The following is an 18,107-nucleotide window of genomic DNA, read 5'->3' as shown; positions in this document are numbered from 1 at the left end:
CATGGCAGACGTGCGGACGGACGGGCGGATCGAGCGGGGGGACCGGACCCGGCGGCTGATCCTGCGGCGCACCGTCGACATCGCCTCGGTCGAGGGCCTCGAAGGGCTGTCCCTGGGGCGTCTGGCGACCGAGCTGGGGCTCAGCAAGAGCGGGGTGTTCGCGCTCTTCGGGTCCAAGGAGGACCTCCAGCTGGCCACCGTCCGCGCGGCGGGCCGGATCTTCCTCGACCATGTCGTGGAGCCCGTCGCGGAGCTGCCGCCGGGCACGGACCGGGTGTGGCGTCTGTGCACGGGCTGGCTCGCGTACTCGCGGGAGCGCGTCTTCCGCGGCGGGTGCTTCTTCGCCTTCGTCTCGGCGGAGTACGCCTCCCGGGAGGGCCGGGTCCGCGACGCGGTCGCCGCGGCGCGGACGCAGTGGCACCTCTTCCTGGAGGGGACGCTGGCCGACGCGCGGCGGGCGGGTGAGCTCCGGGAGGACGCCGACGTCGCCCAGCTCGCCTTCGAGATCGCCGCGCTGCTGGAGGCGGCGAACACGGCCTCCGTCCTCGACGGCGACCCGTCGGGGTACGGGAGGGCGGCGTCCGGCATCCTCGCGCGGCTGCGGGAGGCGGCCACCGGCAGCGCCCGCCTCCCGGCCGGGGTGTGACCGGCTCGGCGCCCGCGTGAACCACTCCCCCCGGAGCGATCAGTTTCGGCCATGTCCTCGACCGGTGCATAAATAAGCACGACCGTTCGCATACATTGTTTCGCACGGATCACCCCGACCATCGGAGGCGGCAGACCATGCCCCGCACCATCTGGACCACCCCGTGGCAGCCCGGCCCCGCCGGGGGCACGACGGACGCGACGGGGACGGGGCAGGTCCTCGTGAGCGTCACCGAGTTCGTCGCGCACCGCCGCGCCGACACCCTTCCCGTCGCGCTGGCCGGCCTCCGTCTGCGCCGCACCTGGCCGCGGACGACGGGGTCGGCCGGCATGTGGCTGTGGCTGGACCCGCATCCCGTCCGGCCGCGCAGCGGTTCGGTCTCGGTGTGGTGGACGGCGCAGGACCTCCTGGCGTTCGTCGCCCGCCCGGACCACCGGCGCATCGTCCGCACCCACCGCGACCGGGGCCTCCTGCGCTCCGCGACCTGGACGGAGGCCGGGCCCCGGTGTCACGGGGAGATCCTGGAGTCCGCCCTCGGACTCCTGCGCGGCACCCGCCCCTGGCCGGGTCACGACGATGCGCGCCCCGGCCCCAACCAGGCGTTCAAGGACCACCTGGACGGCCTGATCGACCGCCGGCTTCTGCCGGACACGGACCCCGGGCCGTCCCGGCGCACCGGGCGGCGGTCCGCGGAGAGGAGCACCCATGGACACGCATGACACGGACATCCGCGCGCTGGACCGGAGCGCGGTGAAGGAGACGGTGCGGCTGCTGTCCCTCGCGGAGCCCGGCGACCTGGCCCGCCCCACTCCCTGCGACGGGTGGACGCTGCGCCGACTGGTGGCCCATATGACGGCTCAGAACCGCGGATTCGCCGCGGCGGCCCGCGGCGAGGGCGCCGGACGGTCCGTCTGGCAGGTGCACCGGACGGACGACCCGGTGGCCGCACACCGTGCGGCGGCCGCCGAGGTGATCGCCGCGTTCGCCGAGGACGGCGTCGGCGAACGGGAGTTCGTGCTTCCCGAGGTCGACCCCGCCCGGGGTTTCCCCGGGCGGGTCGCGATCGGATTCCACTTCCTCGACCACACGGTCCACGCCTGGGACGTCGCCAGGACCCTCGGGGTGGGCTTCTCCCCCGGCGGGACGGCGGCCGAGGCGGTGCTGCGCATCGCGCTGCGCGTCCCCGACGACGCGCGCCGCTTCGACGAGGACGCGCTCTTCGGCCCCGCGGTGCCGCCCGCCCCGGGCGCCGGCCCGTTCGACCGGGCGCTCGCGGCCCTCGGGCGCGTGCCGGGCTGGACCCCCGCGCTCGCCGCCTCCGCCCGGGAAGCGGGCGCCGGCGACCACTGATCGGCGTCCGCGGCGGTCCGCCCGCACGGTCACATGCGTCGATGCCGCCCGCGCGGGCGGACGGCATCGGCGAGGGCTCCCGCCACCCGCACCCGGGTGGCGGGAGCCCTCGTCACGGCGGGCCGGCGACGACGCCGTCCGCCCGGACCTGCGGCTCACGCCCCGGGCCCCTGGTCCCGCGCAGGTCCTGGACGGGCGACCGCTATCCCGCGTAGGTCTCGAACTCGGCGACCTTCGGCGTGCCGGTCGAGCCGGTGATCTCGAAGGTGAACTTGCGGGCCGAGGTCTGCGGGATGGAGATCACGCTGCCGACACCGGTGCCCGAGGCCAGGACGGTCCCGGTGTCACCGTTGAGGACCCGCCAGCCCTTGATGCTGCCCGCGGAGCCCGAGGCCTCCTTGATCGCGATCTTGGAGACGGTCGTGGCGGAGCCCCACTTGACGGAGACGGATCCGGTCGCACCGGCAGGCGACCAGTGGGTGCCGAGGTTGCCGTCGCGGACGTTGCCGTAGCTGGTGCCGTCCGCCTTGCTGGAGCCGTCGGCGCCGGCGGTGAGGCTCAGGTTGGTGCCACTGGGCTGGGTCGGGGTCGGCGAGGGGCTGGTCGGCGGCTCGGTGGGCTCGGTCGGGGTGGGCGTCGGCTCGGTCGGGTTCGGCGTCTGCGGGGTGCAGTTGCCGTCCGACACCTGGAGGCCCTTGTTCGCGCCCGCCGTCCGGCTCACCACGTCCGGCACACAGTTGGCCGGGTCGAGGCCGAAGGAGTACGGGACGCTGACGGTGGTGGTGGACTTCACGTCCGGGCCGGCCGGGTTGTTGTCGGTGCCCTTGGCGGACCAGGTGACGTTGTCGAAGACGTTGCCGCTGACGTGCCAGGTGCCGGCCGCGTCCGTGTAGAAGGTGCCCAGGACGTCCTTGGAGTCCTCGAAGTAGTTGTTGTCCACCTTGGCGCGGGCCCCGGCACGGGAGTTGATCCCGGACTCGTTCAGGCGCAGGTAGTGGTTGTTGTACATGTGGGCGACGCCGCCGCGCAGCAGGGGCGCGCGGGAGTCGATGTTCTCGTACAGGTTGTGGTGGAACGTGATGAAGCCGTTGGAGACGTCCGACTCGCTGGACCCGATCAGGCCGCCGCGGCCGGAGTTGCGCAGCGTGCTGTAGGACAGCGTCACGTACTGGGTGTTGTCCTTCATGTCGAAGAGGCCGTCGAAGCCCTCCGACTCGCCGCCCGACGCCTCCAGGGTGGTGTGGTCGACCCAGACGTTGCGGACGCCGCTCTCCATGCTGATGGCGTCTCCGCCGTTGGAGGTGGGCGAGCCCGACTTCTTGACGTTCTTCACGGTGACGTTCTGGATGATGATGTTGCTGGACTCGCGTATGTGGATGCCGAGTTGGTCGAAGACCGCGCCGTTGCCCACACCGACGATGGTGACGTTGCTGATCTGCTTCAGCTCGATCACCCCGGCCGCGGTGTTGCAGCTTTCGCCGGACACCTTGGCGGTGTTGCCGTGGTTGATCGTGCCCTCGACCTGGATGGTGATCGGGGTGCTGCTGCTGGCCCGGCCGCACAGTGCCTGGTGGATCGCGGTGCCGGTGGTTGCGCGCACGGTCTGCCCGCCGGCGCCACCGGTCGTCCCGCCGTTCTGCGTCGCGTAGCCGGTGACGCCACCGGTCGCCGCGGACGCGGTGGGCATCGTCAGCATCACACCGGCCGCCGCCGCAACGGCCGTCGTGGCCAGCCCCGCACAGAGTCGCAGTGCGACTGGTCGCCTCATCGTGGTCTCCCGATTGTGTGTCGAATGGTTCGTGTGGTCGGTCGAAGGGGGTGCTGCTTGCTGCTGCATACCGTGGTGGTTCCTGGTGGCCGGTGTGGTTGCCGCCCCGTCCCCGGTCGTTCTCCGGCCGGATCTAGGCGCGGCCGGTCCGCGCCGGGTGGCCGACGGCACGGTGGAGGGCATGCGTCGGCGGCACCCGGCCGCGGTGACGTCCCCGCCGGTCCGTCGCAGGATCCGCCGGTCGGACGGACCCGGCGGCGAGGGCGCCGACGGTGCGACGGCAGCCCTGGGCGACGGCCTGACCGGCCGCTTCTCCAGAGGTCGCGTCGCCGCACGTTCCGCGGCGGACGGCACGGTGCGTCGGCGTCAGGGCCCGCCCCACGGGTCCCACGCGTCGGCTTCCCGGGCAGAGGCCCGTGCCGGAATCGGTGGCGGCCGGCACGCGGGATCACCATGGACACCGCGACGGACGCACTGGGCGCAGCGTTCCCCGCCCCACGGGGAAAGCGCTTGCTGGCGGCGACACTAGAGGTCCCGCATTGCGATGGCAAGGCTTTGGACGCACCCGGGACGAGGAGTTCGCCCGACGGGCACCAGGAGTGAGCCGGCGTCACCGGCGCCTCCGCCGACGGCGGTTGGCACACACGGCCGCCCGGCGGGACCGGGCCCGGCACGCACCGCCGGGCCGGACCCGTCGGCAGGACGGGCCCGGCCCGGCAGGACGCCCGGTCGGGGCGGCGGATCGGGGACGTGCACGGCGGGCGGCCCCACCGGTTCGGTGGGGCCGCCGGGCGCGGGTGCGCGTCAGACGCGGTCGGCGGCGATCAGCACGTACTGGAAGGAGCCGTCCTTGTACGAGTTGATGAACGCCTCCTCGATCCCGGTGACCAGGGAGGAGGTGGCCCGCAGCTCCCAGTACGGGAGGGTGTCCGGGGTGAGGTCGACGACGGCCTGCGGCACGAGACGGTTGTCGGCCATCGCGCGCAGGTACTCGCGGCGGGAGTGGATGTTGCACTCGAAGTGGGCGTTGATCTGGGAGACCCACTTCGACGGCTGCCCGTACCGCGGGTTCCAGCAGCCGGTGATGGTCACGTAGCGTCCGCCGACGCCCAGGACACGGGAGTGCTCGGCGAAGAGGTCGTGCAGATCCACGTACATGCTGGACTCGTTGTTCCACGAGCCGGCGGCCCGGCCGGTCTCGAAGGGCGTGTCGAGCATGTTGCACACGCGGGCGTGGACCCGGTCCTCGATGCCGAGTTCATGGGCGCGCCGGTTGGCGAAGTCGGCCTGCTTGGCCGAGAGGGTGACACCCTCGACGGAGCAGCCGAAGCGCTGGTGGGCCATCACCATCGAGCCGCCCCGCCCGCAGCCCGCGTCCACCAGCAGGTCGTCGCGCCCGATGGGCCCGAGGTGGTCGAGGAGGACCTCCGCCTGGGCCGACTCCAGGCGGTGGAGCTCCGCGACCAGCCTCTTGTCGTACGCGGCGTCCCCGGGGTCCCCGAGGGCGGCCCGGTCCACGTCGCCGATGCCGTAGTGGTGGTGGTAGAGCCCGTCCACGTCGCCGAGGCGCAGGTTCACGGGCCTGGCCTCCTGGTCCCAGTACCGGGCGATGTCCCCCTGGTACGGCGAGGCCGGGGCGGGGACGAAGGCGGAGGTGCCGTTGGCGGTGGTGAGTTCGGTGGTCACAGGAAATCCGTTTCTTACCAGAAGTCGGGCAGGCTGTATCGGTAGGTGTTGGTGCGGTGCCAGTAGTGGTTGCCGTCGACCCACACGGCCACTCCCCGCAGGAAGCGCAGCACGGTCGGGACGGGGCATGCGGCCGCCAGCGCGGCGGCCTCGGCCTCGAAGTCGCGCATGAGGTCGTTGTGGACGTCGACCGCCTTCAGGTAGGCGTCCCGCTCGGAGAGGCCCTCGCGGTCGGCGATCACCACGGGCAGGTTGAGGTGCCGGCCGGGCGATGCCAGCTCCTTGGTGTACGAGTACAGGTCGTTGACGATGGTGGTGGCGTTCCCGGCGAGCGCGAGGACCCGTTGCATGGCGGGCTGCGCGTGCAGGTCCGCCGGGAGTTCGTAGCCCCCGACGGTGTCCGTGATGGTGGGGCAGGGCCGGAAGTTGTTGAACTGCCGCATGGCCAGGTACTCCCACACCTCCGGGGTGTGGTCGGTCTGCGCCCAGGCGGCCTCCGCGAGGTAGCCCATGTGCAGGCGCGCCATGTCGTGCCGGTACCGGTCGGCCTGCGAGGGCGTGGCCTGGCGCACGAAGTACTCCATGGCGGAGCGGTAGGCGCGGCGGGGGGCGTCCGCGTGCAGCGACTCGGCCCACTGCGGCTGGTACTCCCCGGTCGTGTGGAGCGGGTCCAGCGCGGTGTGGGCGAGCAGCAGCCGGCCGCCGAGTCCGATGGGCGAACCGCCGTGGTCCTCGCAGTAGCAGTCGTCGACGGCGTTCTCCGCGACCATCAGGCGGGTGGCGACCATGACGTGCTCGACGCTGGGCGCGTCCGGATGGCAGGCGACCATGTAGCGCCCGACGGAGAAGCCGTCGAACTCGCCCTCCCACTCGTCCGGGAACAGCCGGACCTCGTCGACGGCCCAGTCCTTGATCCTGCGGCTGACCTCCTCCACCCGCGCGGGGTCCGGCTCCGCCACGGGGTGGTGGTAGAGGCCGGGGACGGCGGGACCGTCCGCCGCCGGGGTCGCGGACGCGGCGGGCCGCGGCGTCCTGCCGGGAGGGGCGGCGAGCCGGAGGCTCTCGGTGCCGAGACCGCTGGGGCCCCGGAGGATCCGGGCCAGGGCAGGGGTGGCCCGCGCCGTCGTCCCGGTGTCCGGCTCCGGGGGTGCGGCGGGACGGCCGGCGTCCGGCGCCGGGGGCGCCGGCACGGCTCCCGTGGTGGGGAACGCCCAGGGCGCGGCGGGCCGCGCCTCGGGGGCGGCGGGGCCCCCCTTCCGCCGGGCCTGCCCGTCGGCCCGACCCGCTTCGGGGAGCACATGGCCGCCCGGGCCGACGGGCAGGCCCGGCGGAAGGGGGGAGGGCCCGGGATCGGGCATCCGTGACTCCTTGCTGAGGTGGGGGGTGAGGGCTTGCGGGCCCGCGCCCTCGTCCGGGACGCGACGTCCGCGCCGCGGACGGGGGCGCGGGCCGCGCGGTCGGCGGGCTGCCGCACGTTCGGCAGCCCGGCCGGGCACGGGCGTCGCCGGCCCGCGCCGGGGTGGCACTACCGGATCCGGGCGCCCCCGCGCCAGGGGCACCTGGCTCACCCTTCACCGGCACGGCGCCCCTGCGGCAGCCGCGCGGCCCCTACCGGCGGGGGTCAGTCCCGCTTGCGGGCGATCTGCACGTTCTCCAGGACACCGAGCGCGTCGGGCACGAGGATCGCGGCGGAGTAGTAGGTGCTGACCAGGTACGAGATGATGGCCTGCTCGCTGATGCCCATGAAGCGCACCGACAGACCGGGCTCGTACTCCTCCGGCAGGCCGGTCTGGAACAGACCGATGACGCCCTGGTTGTCCTCACCGGTACGCATCGCGAGGATGGAACTGGTGCTCTCCTTGCTGATGGGGATCTTGTTGCAGGGCAGGATCGGCACCCCGCGCCAGGCCGGGACCTGCTGCCCGCCGACGTCGACGTGGTCCGGGTACAGTCCGCGGGCGTTGAACTCACGGCCGATCGCGGCGATCGTCCGCGGGTGGGCCAGCATCAGCCGGGTGCCGCGGCGGCGGCAGAGCAGCTCGTCCAGGTCGTCCGGGGTGGGCGGGCCCGAGTGGGGCTGGAGGCGCTGCTTGAAGTCGGCGTTGTGGAGAAGGCCGAACTCCCTGTTGTTGATCAGCTCGTGCTCCTGGCGCTCCCGCAACGCCTCGATGGTGAGCCGGAGTTGTTCCTCGGTCTGGTTGTGAGGGCCGTTGTAGAGGTCGGCGACCCTGGTGTGGACCCGCAGCACGGTCTGTGCGACGGAGAGTTCGTACTCCCTCGGGCGGAGCTCGTAGTCCACGAAGGCGCCCGGCAGCACGGCCTCGCCGACGTGGCCGGCCGACATCGCGATCTCGGCCTCGCCGTGGCGGTTCTGCCGCTGCTGGGGCAGCGAGCTGAAGTTCTGGATGTGCTCCTGGAGGCTCGGCGCCGAGGAGAGCACCGACGCGAAGTCGCTCCGGGACAGGGTGAGCAGGGTGCCCGCGGTCTCGGCGGTGGCGGTGTAGTCCCAGGTGGCGTCGGTGTCCAGCAGGGCGTTCTCGCCGAACTGGTCGCCGTCGGCGCGGGTCGCGACGGTGACCTCGTCGCCGTACTTGCCGACCGCGGTCTGGCTGATCCGGCCGTGGGCGATCAGATGGATCTGCTCGGCGGGGGCGCCCCGTTCGACCAGAACCTCCCCGGCGCGGAACTCGCGCTGGACGCAGCGGTCCGCGAGGGCGCTGAGCACCTCCACGTCCTCGAAGCCGCGCAGCAGGGCCAGTTCGCCGAGCTCGCGGGGGATCACCCGGACCTCGGAGCCGTCCTGGAGGAACTCGATGCGCCCGTCGCCGACGGTGTAGCTCAGCCGCCGGTTCACCCGGTAGGAACCGCCCTTGGCCTCGACCCACGGAAGCATCCGCAGCAGCCAGCGGGAGGTGATCTCCTGCATCTGCGGCGCGGACTTGGTCGTCGACGCGAGGTTGCGGGCGGCCGCCGTGCTCAGGCTGGACTGCTGCTGGAGCTGCTGCTCCGTCCGCACTTCCTGGTCGGTCTCAACTGTCATCGGACGAGGTCTCCTTCGCGGGGGGTGTTCGCTGGGCACAGACGTGTGCACCGACGGAGGAAAGAGGAAAAGGCGGCCAAATTCAGGGAATTCGCCTGGATCCCGGGAAAACAGTAACGGCCCGTGACCCCTGCTCACGGCCTGAGGCCATCTGCATTACCTCGATGCAGTGATCTTGTTCCGCGGTCGGTTTATCCGTGCGACGAGGCACGCGGAGATGATCCGATCAACAGCGCGCCCCGTACGCGCCCGGAGCGCGTCCGGGCGGCTCCCGGGCAGCCGGCTGTGTTCACTCCGCACCGGCCCGCACGCGAGGGTGGGGATGGTCGCCCGCCGGAGGCGGACGTGTCGTCGCAGGCCGATCGCCTGAGCACGGCGGCCGCCCGCAACCTCGCGTCGACGACCAAGTCCGCGCCGCAGATGCAGGAGATCACCTCCCGCTGGCTGCTGCGGATGCCTGCGGATGCCGGTCCGGCCGGAGGCCTCGCTCTCCGTCCAGGTCAGGAACAGCCGCAGCGACCGGCCGTCGGGCAGCGCGAGTTCACTGCCGCGCGGGAGGGTCACCAGGGCACGGGACGCGGTCCGTTCGGTGAACGGCGCGATCACCCCGTCCAGGGCGGCGTCCACCACGGCGACGCCGACCGGGGCACCGCGGCCGGCCCGGCGCAGGACCTCCGCCGTGAGGACCTCGGTCACGGACCGTGTGACGGCGGACGGCAGCACCGGCCTGTCGTCGTCGGTGACGTGCGTTTTCGCGGCGCCCGCCTTGGGGAAGAACACGCGCACCGTGTGCTCCCGGTCGCGGACCCGCAGGGAGCCCAGCGCGGAGAGCAGAACGGCGGGCGCGACCGAGGTCGCGGCGTGCTCCAGCGCGCGGACGACCGCCCGCGCGCGCCGGGCGCCCGCCTCCGCGCCGGGCCGGTCGGCGCCGCGCAGGTGAGCATCGGACCGGTCGGCGTCGGACCGGTCGGCGTCGGACCGGTCGGCGTCCGACCGGTCGGCTTCGACCGCGAGACGCAGCAGATGGTCGACGCGGCGCACCAGCTCACCGGGACGGCTCCTGAGCAGAGCGAGCGCGCCGTCGACGTCGCGGGCGGCCAGGGCTGCTTCGACGCGGCCGCTCCACCGGTGCGCCGTCACCGACGCGCCCGTCGCGTCGATGCCGCCGTGCTCTGCCGCCGTGCGACGCAGGACGGCGGACAGGCCGTCGTCGGTCAGCGGGGTGCCGCGCAGGGCGGCGAAGGCCAGGGCGGCCCGGGGGAAGCGGTCCGCCTGCTCGAAGGGGTGGAGACGCTCCGCGGCGTGGATCCAGGCGCGCCGGTACCGTCGCATGTCCTCGGCAGCCTGTGCGGGGTCCAGGGTGTCGAGGACGGACAGCAGCACGCGCCGCAGCGGCCGGGGGGTCCGGCAGAAGCGGGGAATGTCGACGAGCCCGGGGTCGCCCCCGGAGCGCAGCACCAGGACACGCAGCACATCGGTGGCGGTGTCGATCCGGGCCGCTGCCGCGGCGACGCAGGGGTGGGCGGGGTCCGTACCGGGCGCGTCGAGGAGCCAGGACACCAGGCGGGCCTTGGTCTCCCTCCCCGGAACCCGCGAAGGAAGACGGTCGAGGTCGTCGCGGGAGCGGGCGGCCAGCAGGGCGTCGAGGTCGTCGGCGTCCTGCGGCGAGAGCGCGCCGGTGCGCACCAGCAGGGCGTCGAGTTCGAGCGCGGCGTCCGCCCGACATGCCGTCAGGTCTCCGCCGTGGGAGAGCAGCCGCAGCCGCTGCGGCGCCTCGGCGGCGCGCCGGAACAGGCGCCGGCGCGGCGGTGCGGGGCGCAGGAAAGGGTCGGCGGGGTCGATGCGGCGCTCGCACACGGGGCAGGCGGAGAAGTCCGCGCCGTCGAAGCACGCCCCGCAGACGAGGTGCGCGCAGGGCGAGACCGGGACGACGGAGCCCTCCGTGCCGCACACCACGCAGGGCTGATGGGGTTGCTGGAACAGGATGCCGAGGACCCGCTCGACGTAGTGCCGGTACGTGTCCTCCGGCACCGTGTCCGGAAATCCCCGCAGGAGCGGCACATGGTCGCGGTGCGCGCCGAGGTCACGGTCGACGGCGGCGAGCAGAGCCCGGCCCGCGTCCCCGAGGGTGCGGGCGTCGACGGCGGCGAACGCCCGTCGCAGGCCGGTCGACACGAGGTAGCCGCGCTGCACGAGATCGGCCTCGATCAGGGCCGCGCCGGTCTCCCCCGCGGGGTTCGCCCCGGCACCGGGGGCGGGCAGGTAGACAGCGCCGCGCCGCGTCAGCAGCACGGTGGCGAGGCTGCGCGGGCGCGCCGGCTCGGTGATGGCCGTGGTGTGGGCGGTTCTGCTGCGGGACACGCTGGTTCTCTCCCCCTCCCGGACAGCCGGGTGATGCGCGGGGCGGGAAGTGAGCACGCTGATTCATCAGAAGAGTATGAGAAGGAAGCACACTCGGGAGCCGCCCCGCGCAGGGTGAACGTAGCACCCGGCCCGCCCGACGATCATCCGTATTTCCGGCAGCGCGGTCCCGGCGTCGGATGGTTCGCCGCGCCGCCGTGGGGACCTCCCCGTTCAGCAACGGCGCATCGGCGACGTCGTCGCGGACGTCGAGCCCCTCGATCTGCGCGACGTGGTGGTGGCGACCGGCGCGCTCGGGGGCGGCCCGGAACTGGGTGCGGCTCAGCCCGGCACGGACGCCAGGTCGGCCGGCGGGCACGTCAGAGGCCGGGCAGGCCGTCAGGCGGTCGGCGCCGGTGTGGCGCGGCGGTTGCGGGCGTAGCGGCGGGCCAGGGGTTCGCTGCTGAGGCCGTGGAGGACGATGCTGACCAGGACGGTGATGACCATGACGCGGGAGATGAAGTCGCCCCCGCTCCCGCCGCGCAGTTCCAGGGCGGCGAGCAGCCCGAAGACCACCGAGGTCACTCCCCTGGGCCCCATCCAGCCGAGGAACAGCCGGTCGCTCAGGGGCAGGTCCGTGCCGATGAGCACGAGCAGGACGGGCACGATCCGTACCAGGCTGACGGCGAGGAGGGCGTAGAGGACGACCGAGAGGTGGAAGCCGTCCCAGAACTCGTCGGTGACGATCTGCCCGAAGAGGAACCAGAGGGCGAGCGTGAGGAGGGTGACCAGGTCGTCGGTCATCTCCACGGCGTTCTCCGGCATGTGCCGCATCGCGGGCGCGATGCACACACCGGCCACGAAGGAGGCCACGAAGCCGTTGCCGCCCAGGGCGGACGACAGGGTGTAGGCGGCGACGGGCACGCTCAGCACGCCCAGACGCATCGCCGCCGGCTGCGCCCAGCCCTTCGCCCAGGACCGGCGGAGCAGCCACCCGGCCCCGTAGCCGACGAGCGATCCGGCGCCGAGCGCCCAGGCCGCCGCGCCGACGGCGTCGAGGACCGCCTCGGCGTAGTCGTCGCCTGCCGTGTGGACCTCCGCGGCGGCGGCCACGCAGAGCAGGAACACCGGTGAGACGATGCCGTCGTTGAGGCCGCCCTCGACGTTGAGCACCTCGCGGAGCCGGGCCGGGATGCGGTGGTCGCGCACCACCGCGGCGGTGGGTGCCAGGTCGAGCGGGACGACGACGGTGGCCAGCACGGCCAGGACCCAGCCGGGCCGGTCGGGGAAGAAGGCAAGCGCGGTCAGGAAGGCGGCGGCCAGGGTCAGGGGCAGCGCACCGCCGAGGAGGCGGACCACGACGCGGCGCTGGCGTCGGATGGCCCCCGAGGGGACCTCGGTCGCGTCGACGAAGAGCAGCAGGGCGAGGACGACTTCGACCGCGTGCTCGAACCCGGCCATGTCGCCGAAGTCGAAGACGAGGGCCGGGTCCGAGCCGCTGGTGAGAGCGATCCCGGCGGCGACCATGGCGATCGGTGCGGTGATGCTCCAGCGCGCGAGCCGGTGCGACAGGACGCACCAGGCGAGCAGCACGGCCGTGATGACGGTGACGGCGAGCAACGGCATCGGTGCTTTCGGAGGGGAGCGGCTGACGCAGGCACGGTAGTGCCGCAGGCGTATCGCCTCCCGGGAGCACGCCGACGGCCGCGCCGCCCGCCCCCGAACGGCCCTGCACGAGGTGCGCGGGCCATACCGGTTTGCGCCGGACGCACGGAAGCAGGCACCGGTCGATGACCGCCTGACATTCTGGATCAGCCATGTGTCACAGACCGGACTCCCCTGGTGCCCCGGGGTCGTTGTCGTCTTCGGCCGTGCGCCTCCGCACCTCGTTCCCCGGATGCGACGCCGTGCCCGAGCGCGAACGTCAGGACACGGCGACGGCAGCGCGTGGCCGCTCGGCGGCCTGCTTGACGCTGACGCGGGAAACGCTCGTCCGTCTCCCGCTTGCGTCCTTGCAGGCGTCACCGGCGAGTGGGCCCGGGTTGTGGAGCATGGTGTGGACCGGCGAGGTGCGAAGGCCCGGCATGGCAGAGGTGACAGGAGTCGAACCTGCGACATCCGGTTTTGGAGACCGGCGCTCTGGCCATCTGAGCTACACCCCTTCGGTGTGCGAGAAGCTTCCCACAGTGGCGGGAGGCAATGCCACGTGAATTTCGGCGCGGCGCCGGCACCGTGGCCCGTCGGGTACGCCCCGCTGTCCCGCGGCGCGGACAGCGTGCCGCAGCACGGTGCGGCCGGTGGGTACGGAAGGGACGGCGTCGTCGGCCACGACGGGCGCCCTGGACGGGCCCGAGCCGAGCAGTACCGGCCGTGGGAGCACCTCAGCCGTCCCGCCCCCGGGTGACCCCGGCGCCGCGGGTGCAGGCGCCCGTGCGCGACGCGGCCGCGCCGGCCGGAGCGTGTGGAATGCCTGCGGCCGGGCACCCGCCGAGCACAGTGTCCCGGGACCGATTCGCGGAGGCCCTCATGACCGTTCCCTCGCTCCCCGGCCAGGCGGGCTCCTACTGGATGCTCAGCACCCCGGAGACCTCCTTTCCGCCCCTGCGCGGGACCACCACGGCGGACGTGGTCGTCGTGGGCGCCGGCATCGCCGGGCTGAGCACCGCCTGGGAGCTGGTCGGATCCGGGCGGAGCGTCGTGGTGCTGGAGGCGGACCGCGTGGCCGCGGGCGTCACCGGGCACACCACGGCGAAGGTCTCCGCTCTGCACTCCCTCGTCTACGGGAACCTCGCCCGGACTCACGGCAGGGACGCGGCGCGGCTCTACGCGGCCGCCCAGCGCGACGCGGTGGAACGTCTCGCCTCCGTGGTGGAGGAACTGTCCATCGACTGCGATCTGGAGCGGGCCGACGCCTACGCATACGGCACGGAACCCGCATCGCGCCCCGGGCTCGAGGCCGAGGCCCGTGCCGCTGCCGACGCGGGGCTCCCCGCGGAGTACGTGGCGGCGACGGAGCTGTCGTTCGCGAAGGCCGGCGCCGTCCGGCTCGCCGACCAACTGCAGTTCCACCCGCGCAAGTACCTGCTGGCCCTGGTCCGGGAACTCACCGCGCGGGGGGTGCGCGTCTTCGAGAGGAGCCGGGTGACGGATCTGTCGGAGGGGTCACCGTGCCGGGTGACCACGGAGGACGGGTCGCAGGTCGTGGCCCGTGACGTGGTCGTCGCGACGCACTACCCCGTCTTCGACCGCGCTCTGCTGTTCGCCCGGATGTCACCGCGCCGCGAACTCGTGGTCGCCGCGCCGATCGCCGAGCACGAGGCGCCGCGCGGCATGTACATCACCGAGGACGAGGGAAAGCGCTCGGTGCGCTCCGCCCCACTCGACGCGGGACGCCGGCTGCTCGTCGTGACGGGAGAGAGCTTCACGCCCGGGACCGGGGACCCGCACGCCGCCTTCCGTCGGCTGGACTCGTGGATGCACGAACGTTTCCCGGTGGAGGCCACCGCCTACCGGTGGGCAGCCCAGGACAACGACCCGAGCGACACCGTTCCGTTGATCGGAGCATTCCATCCCGGCGCCCGGCACACCTGGGTGGCCACCGGCTTCGGCGGCTGGGGCATGACCGGTGGAGTCCTCGCCGGGCGGCTGCTCGCGTCCCTGGTGACCGGTGCAGGCGAGGAACTGCCGTGGACGCGGCTGCACGACCCGTGCCGCATGGCGAGCACGCTCAAGCAGGCGCCCTCACTCCTCCGCCAGCAGGCCGAGGTTGCCAAGCACTTCGTCGGCGATCGGCTGAGGACCGGGTCCGCGGGCGGCGCGGAGGACGTTGCGCCGGGCACGGGCACGGTGGTCCGCGTCGACGGCCGCCCCTGCGCGGTCTACCGCGCCCCCGACGGCACCGTGAGCGCGGTGTCGGCGCGGTGTACCCACCTCGGCTGCCTGGTTGCCTTCAACGAGGCCGAGGTCGCGTGGGAGTGCCCCTGCCACGGATCCCGGTTCGGCGTGGACGGCACGGTGCTGCAAGGCCCTGCGGTCCGCCCGTTGGAGAAGCGGGACCCGTCCCTCGATGCATGACCGCCCCGCTGTCGGGTGGGGCACCTGCGATCAGGTGTTGAGCTGCCAGATGGCGAGATTCAGCGCCGCGGCGTAGACGGCCCACAGGGCGTAGGGCGCGAGCAGGAGGGATGCCGTTGTGCTGCGGCGCCGGAAGAGAACGATCGTCGCTCCGAGTGCGGCGAGAAGGAAGCAGATGTCGAGGAACGCGAGACCGTACTGCCCCGCGGCGAAGAACAGGGGGGTCCACGCGAGGTTGAAGGCGAGCTGGGCGCTCCACGCGAAGGCTTCGGGACGCACGTCCCTGAGCGGGCAGCGACGGAGCACCAGCCAGAACGAGAAGGCGATGGTCGCGTAGAGCACGGTCCAGACGGGACCGAACAGCCATGGGGGCGGGGCCCAGGCGGGACGGTCCAGCGACTCGTAGGTACTGCCGGCATCGCCCGTGGCAACGGCACCCACGGCCGCCACGGCGTAGCACAGGCCGAGCAGCAGGAGCAGCAGGAGCAGCAGCGGCCACCGCGAGGCGTGGCGCGGACGGCGGGGTGTTCGGTGCGCGGTGTCGGTCACCGTTTCCTCCCAGCGTGGCACGCGCCGTACCGGCGCGGATGACGGCCGGGTGCCCGGTGGCCGCGCAACCATGCCGAGCGGGAGACGACGTTGCCTCGGGTCGGTCCACCCCCGGATGTGGCGGGGCGGGCCCTCCCCCGTCGTCGCCCGGGGGAAGCGCCCGCCCCGCTGTTCACTGCCTGACCCCGACGTCCAGGACCTCAGGGCGCCGGCGCCTGGGCGGTGTCGTGCCGGTTCAGTCGTCGTGGAGGCCGCCGGAGGGCCGCAGGTACAGGGCCTTTCCGGACCTGTCGTCCAGCCAGATGCGACCGGTCTCGCTGTGGGGGCGCAGGCTGGGGTGGGTGTAGCGGCGGGCGTCGCGGCCTTCGGGATTGACGGTCACCGAGACCCACTCGATGCACCAGGGCGGTTCGCTGCCCGAGGTCTCCATCCGCAGGTAGACGGGGAAGTGGATCAGGTCGTCGGTGTCCAGTTGGGGTGCTCGGGGGTCGTTGTACTCCGCGTTGTCGGCGTTGGTGCCCTCGCCGAAGTAGTAGATGTCGTCCGCCGCGCGCCCGGTGTCGCTGCGGCCCTGGAGGTCCAGCAGGAACTCCCTGCCGCCCACGCCGAGGTAGATCCAGCTGTCGCTGCCGGCTCCGCCGACGTCTGCGGTCTGGACGTGTGCCCGGATCTGGGTGATGGGTGCCATGTGATGCTCCTTCTGTCGCCGCGGCGCTGCCCGCTGCGGCCGATGAAAGACGGGGGCGGGCGCGGCGTTGTGCCGTCCCCGGAACGGCCGTGCGGAGCAGCGCAGGCCCGCCTCGCCCCGTACGGGGCGGCATCGGCGGGGCGACTGCGGCAAGTGATGGGGGTGTGATCGTGCCGCGCATCACTGGCATGCCCTCTGCGGACGAGCCGAAAAGACGAGGGCACCAAACCCGCTCGACCAGGTGAAACGGCAGCATGTTCGCCCGCTGGGACGCTCCCCGGCGGCGCCGGGAAGTGTTGGTGCCGCGTGTGCCGGGACCGTGACCGCCGCCTTGCTTCCGGTGGGCCGCCGGAACCGGCATGATCACGTCACGAAGGTTCGGCGGTGGGGGTGACGGTGTGACGGACTGGCGGACCGATCCGACGTTCGCGATGTGCCGGGACGTGGTGGACGGGGCGGCTCTGGCCTCGTACTCGGGCGGCCCGTTCGACGTGCGGGCGGTGGTGGCCGGCATACTGCCCGCATCCCGTCGGGGCCCGGACCTCGATGCCGTCCCATGGGGCAACTTCCCCCATGGGAACGAGGCCCGAGACGCCGTTCGGTCGCTGCGTGACGGCGGCGAAACGGGCGCGGACGCGACGCGGGTGCTGGGGGGCCTGTGCGCCGACGACAGCCGGGCCGCCGCCGCCCTCGCCGTGCCGTTCCTCGTCCCGTTGGCCATCGACCCCCACCACCCACACCGCGCCGCCGCCCTCGCCGTACTCTCCGGGCCCGCCCGTGCCCGGCACCACGGCGTCGCCTCCCGCGAGGAGTTCCTCCTCCACCGCAACGACCCCCGGCGCGACGCCGCCGACAGCCACGACGACTACGGCTACGAGGTGACCGGCTACCCGGCCGGCTGGTCGGTGGCCGCCGCCCGAGCCGCGATCACCACGCACAGCTCCGCGCTGCTGCCCCTCCTGGCGGACTCCGACCCCACGGTCCGCGTCGACGCCGCCTACGCCCTGGCGACCGCGGCCGACCCCGACCGCGTCATCCGGACCGCTCTGACCACCGGATCGGCCGCCGAAGGTGACGCCATGGTCCGCGCGGCCCTGCTCCTGGCCACCGCCGAGATCACCCGGGCCCACCCGCACCCGCCGGCCCTCGCGTGGTTGCGCGAACGGTGGAACGACCGGGCGGAGGCCGCCGAAGCGCGCCTGGCGGCGGCGGTCGGCTGGCTCTGCCTCACCGACCGATCCGCACCCGAGGACCTCCGCCGGACTGTCGACACCCTCGCCGACGACGAGCGCGCACGGGCCATGCAGACCCTGCCGTGGATGAACGCCGCCTCCGGTGCCGGTGAACCAGGGCTCCTGCGCTGCAGACGCTGCATGCTCCACCCTGAACAACCCGACCCGGAAACGGCCCTCTGGGACTCCCTGTTCTGAGCAACCGGGCTGCGGTGGTGAATCGAGGGGTTGCACGCCGGACGGCACTGTGCGACGTGTGAGGGTGTCTCGGCCCCAAGGCGTCCCGGGGGGGGCGCAGCTCCCGCAGGCGAGACCTGACGGGCGTCACGGTCACGTGCCGCAGCGGTCGCTCAGAGGTGGCCGTCCAGGAATTCCCGTACCTCGGGGCTCGTCATGGGCCCGGTGCCGTGTGCCACCGCCTCTCCCTCCTTCAGCAGGACGCAGGACGGGGCTCCGGTGATCCCGTATCGCTCGGTTGCGGCCGGGCACCGCGTGATGTCGGCGCGGACGACCGTCAGGCGGCCCGCGTAGTCGTCGGCGACGCCACCCACGACGAGGTCCATCTCCCGGCAGGGCTCGACCGCCTTGGGCCATGTCCCGGTGAAGCAGGCGAGGACCGGAACTCTGCTCATCCGGAGGATGAAATCGAACTCCGCGTCCTCACGGGGTCGGTGAACCCGCTTCACCATGGCAGCTCCTGACCTGACGTCCGTTGTTCCCTCCCCATCATCCCT

13 protein-coding genes, 1 tRNA gene and 1 pseudogene are annotated in these 18,107 nt (G+C 73.2%); 5 read left to right on the top strand and 10 right to left on the bottom strand.

The genetic code is table 11. The annotated features are described in order from the left end of the window. The first annotated feature begins 1 nt into the window (after position 1). The 3 genes from EAO77_RS30040 (at position 2) to EAO77_RS30030 (ending at position 1,996) form a co-directional block, all read left to right on the top strand. Positions 2–646: a TetR/AcrR family transcriptional regulator gene (locus tag EAO77_RS30040; protein ID WP_147991483.1), complete on the top strand. Its 645-nt coding sequence runs from the start codon at positions 2–4 to the stop codon at positions 644–646. Between the two features lie 137 nt (positions 647–783). After that, positions 784–1,365 (top strand): hypothetical protein, encoded by a 582-nt coding sequence (locus tag EAO77_RS38975; protein WP_187283476.1) that lies wholly within the window; start codon positions 784–786, stop codon positions 1,363–1,365. After that, complete coding sequence (locus EAO77_RS30030) at positions 1,352–1,996, top strand: TIGR03086 family metal-binding protein (RefSeq protein WP_147991538.1); 645 nt, start codon at positions 1,352–1,354, stop codon at positions 1,994–1,996. Before EAO77_RS38975 ends, EAO77_RS30030 begins: the two co-directional genes overlap by 14 nt. A 202-nt stretch (positions 1,997–2,198) precedes the next feature. Here the strand turns inward: EAO77_RS30030 and EAO77_RS30025 are convergent, their stop codons facing one another. From EAO77_RS30025 to EAO77_RS29995, 7 genes and pseudogenes are all read right to left on the bottom strand, one after another. Continuing rightward, positions 2,199–3,764: a polysaccharide lyase family 1 protein gene (locus tag EAO77_RS30025; protein ID WP_147991482.1), complete on the bottom strand. Its 1,566-nt coding sequence runs from the start codon at positions 3,762–3,764 to the stop codon at positions 2,199–2,201. Between the two features lie 804 nt (positions 3,765–4,568). After that, positions 4,569–5,534, bottom strand: coding sequence for a geranyl diphosphate 2-C-methyltransferase (locus EAO77_RS30020; RefSeq protein WP_410088736.1), 966 nt, complete (start codon positions 5,532–5,534; stop codon positions 4,569–4,571). Next, on the bottom strand, positions 5,465–6,808 hold the full coding sequence (locus EAO77_RS30015) for a family 2 encapsulin nanocompartment cargo protein terpene cyclase (protein WP_222723710.1): 1,344 nt from the start codon (positions 6,806–6,808) through the stop codon (positions 5,465–5,467). Before EAO77_RS30015 ends, EAO77_RS30020 begins: the two co-directional genes overlap by 70 nt. Positions 6,809–7,071: 263 nt before the next feature. Then, a complete protein-coding gene (locus EAO77_RS30010; protein WP_147991480.1) occupies positions 7,072–8,490 on the bottom strand; it encodes a family 2B encapsulin nanocompartment shell protein in 1,419 nt (472 codons plus the stop codon). Between the two features lie 1,833 nt (positions 8,491–10,323). Next, positions 10,324–10,443, bottom strand: a pseudogene (locus tag EAO77_RS40525) (RING finger family 4 domain-containing protein); the annotation flags it as partial. 786 nt (positions 10,444–11,229) lie between these two features. Next, a complete protein-coding gene (locus tag EAO77_RS30000; protein ID WP_261994196.1) occupies positions 11,230–12,456 on the bottom strand; it encodes a cation:proton antiporter in 1,227 nt (408 codons plus the stop codon). A 459-nt stretch (positions 12,457–12,915) separates the two neighbouring features. Beyond that, positions 12,916–12,992: transfer RNA gene (locus EAO77_RS29995), tRNA-Trp, on the bottom strand. Positions 12,993–13,356: 364 nt separating this feature from the next. On the opposite strand from EAO77_RS29995, the gene EAO77_RS29990 reads away from it, so the two are divergent. Continuing rightward, complete coding sequence (locus tag EAO77_RS29990) at positions 13,357–14,904, top strand: FAD-dependent oxidoreductase (RefSeq protein WP_147991478.1); 1,548 nt, start codon at positions 13,357–13,359, stop codon at positions 14,902–14,904. Positions 14,905–14,934: 30 nt separating this feature from the next. On the opposite strand, the gene EAO77_RS29985 is transcribed toward EAO77_RS29990, so the two are convergent. After that, the gene (locus EAO77_RS29985; RefSeq protein WP_261994195.1) at positions 14,935–15,453 is read right to left on the bottom strand and encodes a TspO/MBR family protein; all 519 of its coding nucleotides are present in this window, start codon (positions 15,451–15,453) and stop codon (positions 14,935–14,937) included. 235 nt (positions 15,454–15,688) lie between these two features. Continuing rightward, positions 15,689–16,141 (bottom strand): hypothetical protein, encoded by a 453-nt coding sequence (locus EAO77_RS29980; RefSeq protein WP_147991476.1) that lies wholly within the window; start codon positions 16,139–16,141, stop codon positions 15,689–15,691. A gap of 398 nt (positions 16,142–16,539) precedes the next feature. On the opposite strand from EAO77_RS29980, the gene EAO77_RS29975 reads away from it, so the two are divergent. After that, positions 16,540–17,571 (top strand): hypothetical protein, encoded by a 1,032-nt coding sequence (locus tag EAO77_RS29975; RefSeq protein WP_261994194.1) that lies wholly within the window; start codon positions 16,540–16,542, stop codon positions 17,569–17,571. A 152-nt stretch (positions 17,572–17,723) separates the two neighbouring features. Here the strand turns inward: EAO77_RS29975 and EAO77_RS29970 are convergent, their stop codons facing one another. Further along, a complete protein-coding gene (locus tag EAO77_RS29970; protein ID WP_147991474.1) occupies positions 17,724–18,062 on the bottom strand; it encodes a thioredoxin family protein in 339 nt (112 codons plus the stop codon). Positions 18,063–18,107 lie beyond the last annotated feature (45 nt).

The organism is Streptomyces sp. T39 (assembly GCF_008042045.1).
Lineage (GTDB): Bacteria > Actinomycetota > Actinomycetes > Streptomycetales > Streptomycetaceae > Streptomyces.
Note: the sequence above shows the minus strand (reverse complement) of the source record. Positions and strands in the feature narration are given on the sequence as shown.